Origin of the sequence: Lysinibacillus sp. FSL M8-0337, assembly GCF_038593855.1 — a bacterium.
GTDB lineage: Bacteria > Bacillota > Bacilli > Bacillales_A > Planococcaceae > Lysinibacillus > Lysinibacillus sphaericus_D.
Map to the genome: position 1 here is coordinate 780,562 of NZ_CP151996.1, position 12,848 is coordinate 793,409.

Below are 12,848 nucleotides of genomic sequence, written 5' to 3' on the forward strand. Positions count from 1 at the left end.
AAACTCCCTTTTCGGCTATCATAGGAAAGAAGAGAAAGAAAAGGAGTATAAATACATGAACATTAGCAACTTTTCAATTAAAAGACCTGTTTTTACACTTGTTACAATGCTACTCGTTATTATTTTAGGTGGCGTATCATTGTTAAAAATCCCAATTACATTAATTCCCGAATTAAATCCCCCTATTGGTGTCGTTGTGACGTCATATCCTGGGGCGAGTTCGACGGAAGTAAATGAAAAGGTAACAAAACCTTTAGAGGCGGCATTGGCCACCTTGCCAGGTATAAAAAAACTACAATCTACTTCGCAGGAAGGTTCAAATTTAATTGTGCTAGAGTTTAATTGGACGACGAATATTGAGGATGTTCAATTAGATATTTTGCAACGTATTGATATGACACCTTTACCAAACGATGCACAAAAGCCAAATTTTTTGAAATTTGACCCGTCACAGTTTCCAATTATTCAACTTTCCTTACGCGCAGAAAATGACCAAGTGGATGTGCGCGTATTGGCAGAATCACTGGAAAAAGAGCTTCGTCGTACAGAAGGGGTTGCGAGTGTCAATGTTTCTGGCAAATTGGTAGAAGAAGTACAAGTAACATTGGATGAATCAAAACTAATAGCAAAGGGCTTAACCCAAGCAGATATTATTCAAATTATTCAAACGAATAATGTCTCACTTCCTGGAGAGCCAGTATTAACTGCGGATGACAAAATGTTGACGACAAGGATTATTAGTACGTTAACTACGCCACAAGATATTGCAGATTTAATCGTATCCGTCAATCCTATAGATGGTCAAACATTAACGGTGGGAGATGTAGCAACGGTCGAGCGCACGGAGCAAAAAGCAATAACAGAAACGCGTGCTAATGATCATCCGGCTGTGCTAATGTCCGTTTTGCAAGAGTCTGGCGCTAATACTGCTGAAGTTTCTAAAGCCTTTCAACAAGCTTTAAATGATTTACTAGCGAAGGAGCAATATAAAGGTGTATCAGCAGACGTATTAGTCGATCAAGGGAATTATGTAGATTTAGCAATAAGTAATATCGGTTCTTCATTATTGCTAGGTGGCTTATTCGCTATGCTTGTGTTATTTGTCTTTTTACGTAGTGTGAAAAGCCCAATTATTATTGGGATTGCCATCCCGTACTCGGTTATTGTCACATTTGTGTTAATGTATTTTGCTGATTTTACGCTTAACATAATGACCTTAGGTGCATTAGCATTAGGTATTGGGATGCTTGTCGACAATGCCATCGTAGTAATAGAGAATATTGAACGGCATTTAGGACTTGGCAAGGAACCGATAGAAGCAGCAAAACAAGGAACAAAGGAAGTAGCACTAGCTATAACAGCATCTACATTAACAACGATTGCTGTGTTTATTCCAGTCATGTTTATTGAAGGCTTAATTGGGCAAATATTTACGGAATTTGCACTTACCATTTCCTTTAGTTTAATTGCCTCATTGTCAGTGGCATTAACAGTTGTACCTATGCTGGCAAGTCGTTTGTTAAAAATGAAAGATCATAATATCAATGAAATTCGCAAGACATCTTCATTTTATAAGCGCTACAATGCGTCTATAGTGTGGGTATTGCAGCATCGCTTGTTGGTCATATTGTCGGCAATCGTGCTCTTTGGCTTATCGCTCTTTGGGTTATCGAAAATAGGGACAGAATTTTTACCAGCAACAGATGAAGGTTTTGCTTCTATTAGTGTAAATCTTGACCAAGGGGCTGCGATAACAAAAACAGAAAAGGTAGTCGCAGCCATTGAAAATCGTTTAAAAGAAGAACAAGATGTTGATGTTTATGTTAGCCTAATCGGGGGTACTCAACAGTCTCAATCTCGTGGACAAACAAGTGCAAATCAAGCAGAAATTTACGTCAAGCTAGTACCACTTGCAGATCGCAAGCGCTCCATTTTTGAGTTTGTAGAAGAGGTGGAAAGGGAACTAAATAATGAGTTAGGGGAGCAAGCAGAAATTACATTTAATGTTTCTACATCATCTGGTTCAGCTCCAAATACATTGACATTCCGACTAACAGATTCCAATGAACAACGTTTATATGCATCAGTTGAGAAAGTACAGCACGAACTAAGTCGTATAGATGCAGTCACAAATGTTTTGACTGATTTAGACGAAACGATACAAGAGATTCAGATAGAAGTGGATCGTGAAAAAGCGAAGGATTATGGTTTTGTACCGGCTCAAATAGCCCAAACGGTCAATCAAATGACAAAAGGGCAGTTGACAACGCAGATGATTGATGATGGTGGAACGGTGTTATCGGTGTATACCGGTTTTGGACAGGCGTTTAATGAAAGTATGGACGCTTTAAAGGCAATGAAGCTACGTTCACCTGCAGGTCTATTTGTTAAGCTTGATGAAATCGCTAACGTATCCATACAAGAAGGACCAGTATCCATTAGACGTTCCGATCAAGCTGCAGCAGTTGCATTTTTCGTTGATTATAAAGCCAAGGAGTCATTAGGGGGCATTTCTAAAAAGGTCGATCACGCACTTGAAAAAGCGAATCTGCCTGCTGAAACGCAAGTTGTGTTTAGTGGGGATCGAGAGTTATATGATAGTGCAATTGATGATATGCTTTTAGCTGTTGCTCTCGCCGTAGTGCTAGTCTACATTGTGATGGCGGCGCAGTTTGAGTCGTTTAAATATCCTTTCGTTATTATGTTTACGGTACCACTTATGATTATAGGTGTTGCGATGGCAATGTTTGCGACGAAAACACTGCTAGGTGTAACAGCTGTTATTGGCGTTTTAGTACTTGTTGGCATTGTTGTGAATAATGGTATTGTGCTGGTCGATTATATTAATCAGCAAAAGCAGCAGGGTATGCAGGCGTATGATGCGATTTTACTTGCTACACAAGACCGACTTCGCCCGATTTTAATGACAGCATTAACAACGATATTAGGATTGCTACCACTAGCGCTTGGTATTGGCGAAGGCACCGAGATGAATCAGCCGATGGGTATCGCTGTAATAGGTGGTCTGATTACATCGACTTTGCTGACATTATATATTGTGCCAGCTGTGTATAGCTTAATGGATAAAGAAACTAGAAAATTGCCTTAAATACGGGGAGGAACTGGGAGATGGGTGTTCATTTTTTTACGGGGTTTCCAGGGTTTATTTCAAGTCAATTAATTCGAGAATTATTTCAAAAAAATAAAACACAAAAGGTTATCGCCATTGTTTTGGCAGGGCAATATCCAAAGGCAATGATTGAAAAAAGCAAGATTGAAGTAGACTATCCTCAATCCGAAATACAGATTGTTGAGGGAGACATCACGCTACCCAATTTAGGATTGGCCAATCAAATAATTCAGGAAATCGTACCTCAAATTGAAGTGTTTTGGCATCTGGCAGCGATTTATGACTTAGCCGTTCCACGAGATATTGCTTGGAAGGTCAATGTGCATGGAACTGCGATGGTCAATGATTTTGTACGAATATTGCCTCATCTTAAGCGTTATATGTATTTTAGTACTGCGTATGTTGCTGGAACAAGAGAAGGGGTATTACGGGAAGATGAATTGATTCGTCCGAAGGCATTTAAAAACTACTATGAGGAAACGAAATATGAAGCAGAGCATCGTGTGGAAGATTTAAAGTCGGAGGTACCTATCACGATTATCCGACCAGGCATTGTGCGAGGGCATTCTGTGACAGGGGAAACAATAAAATTTGATGGGCCGTATTTCTTTTTGAATATGGTTGATAAATTAAAATGGTTGCCGATTATACCTTATATCGGGATGTCTAGCTCAGCTATTAATGTTGTGCCTGTCGATTATATTATCAATGCCTCTACGTTTTTAGTGGATGAGAAAAGTGCTGAAGGGAAAACATTACATTTAACAGATCCTAATCCTCACCCTGTACAAGAGGTATACCGGACAATGGTGAAATTATTGACAGATCATTATCCGAAAGGACGTTTTCCTTTAGCACTAGCAAAAAAATCGTTACAAGTGCCGTTTATTCGCAAAAAATTAGGGGTTGAGCAAGAAACTTTAGATTACTTAACATGGCATGCAACTTTTGATACAACAGAAGCAATTGCTATATTGCAAAAGGGAAATATAGCATGCCCTGATTTTATACAAACGATGCCAAAGATGGTAGATTTTTATCTAGCGCATAAAGAAGATGAAAACTATCATATTCAAATTAAATAATGGATTTCTTTGTCAGTATTAAATGATAGTGATATAATAAACGAACAAAAGAAATATCCTTAGACATTTTGTTAAAGGGGAGTAGCTAGCAGATGCGAGCGATGCATCTGGTTTCACATTCGTCATGACGTGGCATAATGCCATCGGGTGTGATAGCAAATGGTGTTACTTTGCAAAAAGTGCAATAACCGATAGCTGGTTTGTAAGAAGTAACCAATTAAATTTGCTTAGCAAGACCTTTGCCTTCTTCTTAGGCAGGGGTCTTTTCTTTTTCATTTGACTAGTAAATGCTCGCAATTTTGGGTATACAGAGTTTAAAGGAGGAACAGAGAATGGAAGCAATATTATTACAATATGGCTGGGTACTGATCGTACTAGTTGTATTAGAAGGATTACTAGCAGCAGATAACGCAGTAGTTATGGCTGTTATGGTGAAACACTTACCGCATGACCAACAAAAGAAGGCACTTTTTTACGGATTATTTGGTGCATTAATATTCCGATTCTCTGCGCTCTTTGTTATTACAGTATTAGTTAATTACTGGCAAATACAGGCGATTGGGGCGGCTTATCTATTGTTTATGTCAGCCAAAAATATTTATGATTTACGAAAAGGCAAAGATGAGGAAGAAGACAATGATGATGCTACTGTAAAAAAAGGATCAGGCTTTTGGATGACTGTTCTAAAAGTAGAACTTGCAGATATAGCATTTGCAATCGATTCAATGCTTGCTGCAGTTGCAATTGCCGTAACGCTTCCACACTTAGGTAATTTTGATATTGGTGGCATTAATGGCGGACAATTTATTATTATGTTGTTAGGTGGCTTTATTGGTGTTATTATGATGCGTTTTGCGGCGCAATGGTTTGTAAAAATTTTAAACGACTATCCTTCACTTGAAACAGCAGCGTTTTTAATTGTTGGCTGGGTAGGAGTTAAACTTGTTGTATTAACGTTAGCTCATGAAAAAGTGGGTATTTTACCTGAAGAATTCCCACATTCAACAGGCTGGGAATTAACTTTCTGGGTTGTATTAATTGCGATCGCTTTTGTTGGCTATTTAGTAGGTGTTCGTAATAAAAAACAAGCATAATAATCGCCTGACAATTTTATAATGGAACGATTTAATCCGCATTCTTTCTGCGGGCAACGCACGAGCCACATCGCTCGCTACAATAGCAGGGTCAGTGCGCTTGCTTTTTTTGAAAGTCTATGCGGATTTTTGCTTTATATATTCATTACTTTGTATTTGATACGATTTATAACCCCTTTCTTTTTTCATCGTTTTTTTCTATACTAATATCTATTAAGTTTGGCATCATAAATGGAAGGAGTTGATGGGGTGCCTTGGAAAAAATCATCAAATAGACAAATCACACCGTTTCAGGCACTTGTGTCTTATTATTTCATAGCAATAGCAATTTCCTTCCTATTGTTACGACTCCCTGGTGTCCATCGAGCGGGTGTGGAAGTGTCCTTTTTAGATAGTTTATTTACCGCAGTCAGTGCTGTTAGTGTAACGGGTTTAACAACTTTCAATATTTCCGAGACCTATACAACATTTGGACTTGTTATGGTACTTGTGATTTTACAGCTCGGGGCTATCGGTATTATGTCGCTAGGTACTTTTGTTTGGTTGCTTGTCGGCAAAAAAATCGGTATGCGCGAACGGCAATTAATTATGATTGATCATAATCAATACAATCTATCGGGTGTTGTTCAGCTAATACGAGAAATATTAAAAATCTTAATCGGTATTGAATTAGCAGGGGCTATTATTTTAACGGCTCATTTTATGAATTATTTTGATACATTTGAAGAAGCTCTTATACATGGCGTTTTTGCTGCTGTTTCTGCCACTACAAATGGTGGCTTTGATATTACTGGGATGAGTTTATTGCCATTTCATAATGATTATTTTGTGCAGCTTATCACGATGGTATTAATTGTACTTGGAGCAATTGGCTTCCCAGTGCTGATTGAAGTAAAATCATTTTTGCTTAATCGCCATGCCAATTTTCGCTTTAGTCTTTTTACTAAAATAACGACGACTACCTATGCAATTTTATTTATAGTTGGGGCTCTCGTTATTTTACTGCTTGAGTCATTCCACTCCTTTAAAGGGATGGTTTGGCATGAAGCAATCTTTTCAGCTATGTTCCATTCAATATCTACGCGTTCAGCGGGACTTACAACATATGATGTAACATCCTTTAGTGAAGCAACCGATATTTTTATGAGTTTTTTAATGTTTATTGGTTCATCCCCAAGCTCTGTGGGTGGTGGGATAAGAACGACAACTTTCGCTATTGCCATATTATTTTTAATAATGTTTGCACGCGGAAAAGAGGATATTCAAATTTTTGGAAGAGAAATTCATTTAATAGATGTCTTCCGCTCATTTGTCGTTATCCTATTGGCATGTTTTATGGTGTTAATCGCCACTATTATATTATTAATTACGGAACCGCACGCAACACTTATCCAAATTATTTTTGAAATAACATCTGCGTTCGGTACATGTGGTATGTCTTTAGGAATTACATCAGACTTATCAGCAGTTGGTAAAATAATCATTATTATTTTAATGTTTATAGGGCGAGTGGGCTTAATATCATTCTTATATTCAGTTGGTGGTGGAGGTAGAGGGAAAAAATCTAAATACCACTATCCAAAAGAACGAGTAATTATTGGGTAAACATCTAGCAGTTTTCATATAGAAGCGTTTGGAAGGGGTGAATGGTTGATTCACCTCTTTTTTGTTTGGCATTAATCTTTTAAGAACAAGCCAATAGTATAAATGCGGGCAATTTGGATACTTTATAAATCGGAGGTGATATCGGTGACAAAGAGTAAAAAGGATGTAAAGGATTTAAAGCAAGAAGAGTTTGCGACAGATTTAAGTCCGGACGATTTAGATGTACGAGAAGAAAATGAGTTAACAAGTGAACAAGCTAACAATGCGAATAAAGCAAAAGACCGTCAAGAAAAAAATAATAAACAAACATAATAAAAAAAAGGCTTACAGTGGTCACGATAAAGTGTCCATTTAAGGGGTGTAACAAAGCAAAAAGTGTTAGATTGATCGCGCTTCAATCTAACACTTTTTCTCTTTTGTCCCATCCCAATTTGCTAATGCAGATTAAAAATTTTAATCTTTTTCTGGATAGTTAACATGTAATGGCGGTGGAACAAGCCATCCTTTATTTTTGTTTAAACGTAACAGTTTAGCACCTAGTTGGGCTTTACTCATATGGAATTGACCGTACATCATGGCAATGTCTTCTCTAGTTGACATGCCCATTGCTTGACTGCAAGCAACTAATCCAGCAGCTAAATCCGCTGATAACGCTGCACTAATTTCAGGGTCATTTACTCTCGCACCAGGTGGGATGTCCTCTAATCTTGCAACAGGTCGCTCAGGTGGAGCAGGGGGTAACCCAACACCATTTGTTTTCAATATTTTTTCTAACTGTTTTACTTCGTCTCGTAATACTTGGATAATATCTTCAATAATTTTGCGAAGATCTTCATCTCCAGTGTGATTGTAAAATGTTTGATAGCCTGCAATTAAGCCGTAATCAGCCGCTAAATTCGTCCAAACGCTAAAAACCTCACCATAATGTAACGGCTCATCTTTTGGATTGCCACTAAGTATTCCCATAGTTGAATATCCTCTTTTCATTGTTTTTTGAAACAGAGGTAGTATGCGTGAAATATAAAAATTAATTCATAAGAAACAAATGAAACAATTATTGCAAAACTACAGTTTGGATTGAACACGTAACGGGTAAAACACTTTAGGAGTGGTCAAAGAGAAATTGTCCACATCGTATTTGAACTGAGGGGCATTAGCATATCTTTTTGAAGTGAATAGAAGCAACAATGAACCCAGTAAAGAAAAAGGTACAAAAGGAGAACTTACACATGACACTTACAAGCACAGCAAAACAGGATTTAAAGGAACTTTTAAAAGAGACACATAAACGTGGTATAACGAAAGTAGACCATAGTGATCGAGTAAGCAGAATGACAGATAGTGAAGCTTTAGGATTGCTAATTTCAGTAGTAAAGCGTACATTATAATACTTAAAAAGCAAGGTATTCTATAAGCTAGCTTGGACATTTTAAAGTTTTATGCTAAAAGATTTCTTAAATCTGACTTTCTTCTATTATATTGTATTTAGTATTTAATATATAACTGAAAGTCGTTTGCAAAAGCTTTTATCGCTTCTTTCAAAGTCAAATTTAGTATTTTACACTTAAATGGTAATTGTGGCGAAAAAATGTCCAAAAATTTAGAAAATTTATTAAAACATTTCCTGTTTTTGAATTGTCTAAATGGGTATTATTTCTAATTTTTATAATATATCATTAAGGTATAAAGACCTGCTAATTATGAGGTTTCATTAAGAAAGCTGTACTAACACCATCAATTCGTTTTAGTAAACTATAATATATTATTTATTTAGTGAAAAAAAGCTTATGGTGAGGTAAAAAAGCAATTTTATAAGTTACTAATATAAAAAAAACGCTATTCTTTAAAGTGAATAGCGTTTTTTTATTAAACAGTAGGGATTGTTGCAAAATAAGGTGCTTGTCCGTGACGGAAGTACGTTAAAAGATAACCATTTTTTTGTACAATTTTGCCATTTGAGAAATTTTGATAGTCCAAGTAATGCGGGATAATAAGTGTATGCTTAAATAATTCTTTCTCTGTTAAATTAAACTTAGCAAATTCTTCACCAGCAATCATCGGGTTTTCCCGTAGAGCAGAGTAAAGTGCTTTTTGTTGTACTTCTGTTGGTCGCTCATTCCACCATAATTTACGTGGCTGGAATTGTTGTGCTTTTAAATAATCTAGTTGCATTAAACTTTGAATAATTTGTAAATTAGCACCTTCCACTGTTTCTAAAAATTCCAGTAAACGACGGAATAAATCTTCTAACTGATGTCCGATACGAGACCAACCTTTTGTTTCCCAATAAGTGCCGAAGCTTTGGAAGAAATCGAATGGTGTGTCAAATACTTCTGTAACGAGGTATTCAATGGTGTAATCCATACGATGATCATTCCAATATTTTTCGAGAACATCTTCTGCATGTTTAATACGAACGATATCATCAAATGTTAGAGCATTATTTGAAAAGATTTCGTATGGAGCTAAATCCACATAGGTGTAACCAAATTTCTCAGCTTCCAAACGAAGGCCAGTGCCGCGCAATAGCTTTAAGAAACCAAGTTGTAATTCCTCAGGGCGCATTGCGAAAACATCATTAAAGGTTTGACGGAAGCTTGCATAGTCTTCTTCTGGCAAACCGGCAATTAAATCTAAGTGCTGATCAATCTTACCGCCATCTTTAACCATTGTTACTGTTCGTTTTAGTTTTTCAAAGTTTTGACGGCGTTGTACAAGCGTGTTTGTTAAATCATTTGTAGATTGGACACCTATTTCAAAGCGGAAAAGCCCTTTTGGTGCATTGTCATTTAAAAATTGAATGACTTCTGGACGCATTATATCAGCAGTAATTTCAAACTGGAAAACAACACCTGGCTTATGTTCATCAATTAAAAACTGGAACATTTCCATTGCGTAGCTACGGCTAATATTGAATGTACGATCGACAAATTTAATAGTGCGGGCACCATTATTCATTAGATATCGAATATCTTCCTTTATACTTTCTCTATTGAAATAGCGCACGCCTACTTCAATGGAAGATAAGCAAAATTGACAGCTAAAAGGACAGCCTCTGCTCGTCTCAATATATTGAATTCGCTTTCCTAGATGTGGAAGATCCTCTTCAAAACGGAATGGACTTGGTAGTTCACGTAAGTCAATCTTAGGTGCTTGCGCATGAATTCGAACTTTTCCGTCTTCTAAGTAACAAATTCCTGGAACATCTTCTAAAGGAATTTCTCCATGCAAATGGCGTAGTAACTGTTTAAAGGATGTTTCTCCTTCGCCCATGACAATAAAATCAATCTCTTCAACTCTTCTTAACCAATGGTGGACATCATAAGATACTTCAGGACCACCGAGCAAAATTTTAACATTAGGACAAACCGTTTTTAACATTTTAATAACGTGTATAGTTTCTTCAATATTCCAAATATAGCAACTAAATCCTACAATATCAGGGTTTTTTTGAAATAAATCTGATACAATATTAAAAGCAGGGTCTTTAATTGTGTATTCTGCAATGGTTGGATTGTATTCAGGTAAAGCAGCACATTTTAAATAACGCAATGCCAAATTAGTGTGGATATACTTTGCGTTTAATGTAGTTAAAATAGTATTCATGCATTAATCTTCCTTTCACTTTCTAATTGTAACAGTCAAGTAGCTGACAAACAATATAATCCTTTTTACCTATTTATTTTGTGAACGGTTCGTGAAATAATTTTAAATACTTAAATTTACTAAATTTTGTAATAATAGAATCGTACAGTCATAAAGTATAGTAAAGGCTCAAAATTCGAATGAGAGGTTTTTTACTCTTTTGAAAGGTTCGGTGAGAAAGTTGAAGCAAAATGATATAAATCAATGTTTTGGAAATCTTATGAAAAGTACTTCGTCACCAACACTTATTCTCAATAAAGCAGGAAAAATTTTGAATTGTAATGAGGCAGCTATTAAACTTTTTAATCTTAATTTAACGTATATTGGCTATATTACAATGGACGAGTCCTCAAATATAAAATGGGCTAAGTTCGTCAAAGAACTACAATGTGAGTTAAGATCTGAAGAAATATTTAATATTCAAACAAACAACAATGAATTTGAAATGATGCTTTTTAAATGTTTCTATGATCCGAACTCGGAAGAAATTGTCGCACAACTATCAACGATCAATAATGACAGAGCGCTTAAATTGTATGTTAGCAAGGAGCAGGAACAATCTCAATCCTTCAGCGCATACGATCATTTACCTTATGCTGTTATTGTGAGTGATGCAAGTGGGATTATTCTTGGTTTAAATAAATATGCCGAAATGTATTTAAAAATAGAAAAATCACAACTACTCCATAAAGCGCATCAACATATATTTGATTCATTTACCATGAAAAATGGACAAATTACAAACTATCTTTCGAAATTGATGGGTGAAAAACATGCCAATATTCATGTCGTGGACGAGACGCAAGTAAGTAGAACTTGCTACTACGAAATCTCAAGTGTTTTCGATGAGTATAATAATATTATTGTCACTGTCATTAATGATGAAACAGAGAAGAAGCAACTGCAACATAAAGTAGAGCATCAGGAAGCACTAAATGTAGTAGGGCAAATGGCAGCTAGTATCGCACATGAGATTCGCAATCCGCTCACTTCTTTAAAAGGGTTTACAGAACTTTTAAAGCTGAATGCAGATGAAGAATCACGTATGTATTTATCTGTTATTGATAGTGAGTTACAGCGTATGGAGCAAATTTTATCGGAACTATTAGTATTGTCCAAGCCAACAAGTATGAAGGTAGAGTTAATCAACTTAGATCATATTGTAAGACAGGTAATTGAATTTATGTTGCCGGATGCATTAATGAAAAAAATTATGATTCAATATATACCATCAGTGACAGAAGTATATATTGGCGGCAATGAAAATCGTTTAAAGCAAGTATTTATGAATCTTATTAAAAATGCAATGGAAGCAATGAATAAAGGTGGCACAATTACAGTAGAAATGAATGTAATAGACTGTACGATTGTCGAATTAATGATAAAAGACGAAGGCAGTGGAATGGATAATAATACAATTCAAAATCTATTCCAACCTTTTTACACGACGAAATCAACAGGGACAGGACTGGGCCTTGCTTTCGTGAAAAAGGTAATCGAAGAGCATGAAGGTGTAATTGGTGTTCAAAGTGAAGTACAGAAAGGGACATGCTTCCATATGCAGTTTCCAGTGTACACATTTAATCAGTTGGATACTTTAGATGTTTCTGCGAAGGATTCTGCTTATTTAGTTACCTAAAACAGAGAGAAACACTTGCTAATTAAATTTAGCATAGTGTGCTGTTATTGAATGCTTTTGACAATGCTTTTCAAAAGTCGCTATAATGAAATTGATAAAGAGCGAATTGTGAGGACTAAGCTATGACGTCAGAAGATTTAAAGCAAACTTTAAAATTATATATTGTATTATCCCGTGCCCATAAAGCAATTAATGAGATGACCAACCATTTTTTTCAAGAAAATGGCTTGAATCCTACTGAATTTGCAGTTTTAGAGCTCCTGTATCATAAAGGGAGACAACCATTGCAGCAAATCGGTAATAAAATATTACTTGCCAGTGGGTCTATTACGTATGTAATTGATAAGCTTGAGAAAAGAGGCTATCTTTTACGGGTTTCCTGTCCATCAGATCGTCGCGTTACCTATGCGGAAATTACAGCTGAAGGTGAGGCGTTTATGGGCGAGTTATTTCCAAAGCACGAACAACATTTACATGAATTGATGAGTGCATTATCCGTCGAGGAAAAGGATATAGCGATTGGCTTATTAAAAAAATTAGGGCTATCCATTAAAGATTTGTCTTATTAAAAAGAGTTGTCTCAAATAGATTTTTGAGGCGACTTTTTTATGTTCGTTAAAGGAATGGAAACATTGTGTAGGGGAATGGTT

At 36.1% G+C, this 12,848-nt stretch carries 10 protein-coding genes; 8 read left to right on the top strand and 2 right to left on the bottom strand.

The features are described from left to right. Nucleotides 1–55: 55 nt before the first annotated feature. The 5 genes from MKY08_RS03510 (at nt 56) to MKY08_RS03530 (ending at nt 7,226) form a co-directional block, all read left to right on the top strand. Entirely contained in the window at nt 56–3,109 is a 3,054-nt protein-coding gene (locus tag MKY08_RS03510; RefSeq protein WP_069510462.1) for an efflux RND transporter permease subunit, read from the top strand. Between the two features lie 20 nt (nt 3,110–3,129). Then, nucleotides 3,130–4,215: an SDR family oxidoreductase gene (locus tag MKY08_RS03515; RefSeq protein ID WP_069510460.1), complete on the top strand. Its 1,086-nt coding sequence runs from the start codon at nt 3,130–3,132 to the stop codon at nt 4,213–4,215. Between the two features lie 332 nt (nt 4,216–4,547). Then, nucleotides 4,548–5,309: a TerC family protein gene (locus tag MKY08_RS03520; protein WP_069510458.1), complete on the top strand. Its 762-nt coding sequence runs from the start codon at nt 4,548–4,550 to the stop codon at nt 5,307–5,309. Nucleotides 5,310–5,558: 249 nt separating this feature from the next. Beyond that, complete coding sequence (locus MKY08_RS03525) at nt 5,559–6,914, top strand: potassium transporter TrkG (RefSeq protein ID WP_069510456.1); 1,356 nt, start codon at nt 5,559–5,561, stop codon at nt 6,912–6,914. 144 nt (nt 6,915–7,058) lie between these two features. Continuing rightward, nucleotides 7,059–7,226 carry a hypothetical protein gene (locus tag MKY08_RS03530; protein WP_176723150.1) on the top strand — a complete coding sequence of 56 codons (168 nt, stop codon included), beginning with the start codon at nt 7,059–7,061 and terminating at the stop codon, nt 7,224–7,226. A 141-nt stretch (nt 7,227–7,367) separates the two neighbouring features. Here the strand turns inward: MKY08_RS03530 and MKY08_RS03535 are convergent, their stop codons facing one another. Beyond that, nucleotides 7,368–7,880 carry a DUF3231 family protein gene (locus tag MKY08_RS03535; protein ID WP_024362268.1) on the bottom strand — a complete coding sequence of 171 codons (513 nt, stop codon included), beginning with the start codon at nt 7,878–7,880 and terminating at the stop codon, nt 7,368–7,370. Between the two features lie 263 nt (nt 7,881–8,143). On the opposite strand from MKY08_RS03535, the gene MKY08_RS03540 reads away from it, so the two are divergent. Then, nucleotides 8,144–8,302, top strand: a complete 159-nt coding sequence (locus tag MKY08_RS03540; RefSeq protein ID WP_158497863.1) for a hypothetical protein — start codon at nt 8,144–8,146, stop codon at nt 8,300–8,302. Between the two features lie 478 nt (nt 8,303–8,780). On the opposite strand, the gene MKY08_RS03545 is transcribed toward MKY08_RS03540, so the two are convergent. Then, nucleotides 8,781–10,520: a B12-binding domain-containing radical SAM protein gene (locus MKY08_RS03545; RefSeq protein ID WP_069510454.1), complete on the bottom strand. Its 1,740-nt coding sequence runs from the start codon at nt 10,518–10,520 to the stop codon at nt 8,781–8,783. Between the two features lie 310 nt (nt 10,521–10,830). Between MKY08_RS03545 and MKY08_RS03550 the strand changes: the two genes are divergently transcribed. Together MKY08_RS03550 and MKY08_RS03555 are read left to right on the top strand one after the other, a co-directional pair. Beyond that, the gene (locus tag MKY08_RS03550) at nt 10,831–12,198 is read left to right on the top strand and encodes an ATP-binding protein (protein WP_256093141.1); all 1,368 of its coding nucleotides are present in this window, start codon (nt 10,831–10,833) and stop codon (nt 12,196–12,198) included. A gap of 122 nt (nt 12,199–12,320) precedes the next feature. Beyond that, on the top strand, nt 12,321–12,767 hold the full coding sequence (locus MKY08_RS03555) for a MarR family transcriptional regulator (protein WP_069510450.1): 447 nt from the start codon (nt 12,321–12,323) through the stop codon (nt 12,765–12,767). Nucleotides 12,768–12,848: the final 81 nt, after the last annotated feature.

Coding starts and splice junctions, on each gene's coding strand:
- MKY08_RS03510 (WP_069510462.1), top strand. CDS start 56: ATGAACATTAGCAACTTTTCAATTAAAAGACCTGTTTTTACACTTGTT.
- MKY08_RS03515 (WP_069510460.1), top strand. CDS start 3,130: ATGGGTGTTCATTTTTTTACGGGGTTTCCAGGGTTTATTTCAAGTCAA.
- MKY08_RS03520 (WP_069510458.1), top strand. CDS start 4,548: ATGGAAGCAATATTATTACAATATGGCTGGGTACTGATCGTACTAGTT.
- MKY08_RS03535 (WP_024362268.1), bottom strand. CDS start 7,880: ATGGGAATACTTAGTGGCAATCCAAAAGATGAGCCGTTACATTATGGT.
- MKY08_RS03540 (WP_158497863.1), top strand. CDS start 8,144: ATGACACTTACAAGCACAGCAAAACAGGATTTAAAGGAACTTTTAAAA.
- MKY08_RS03545 (WP_069510454.1), bottom strand. CDS start 10,520: ATGAATACTATTTTAACTACATTAAACGCAAAGTATATCCACACTAAT.
- MKY08_RS03555 (WP_069510450.1), top strand. CDS start 12,321: ATGACGTCAGAAGATTTAAAGCAAACTTTAAAATTATATATTGTATTA.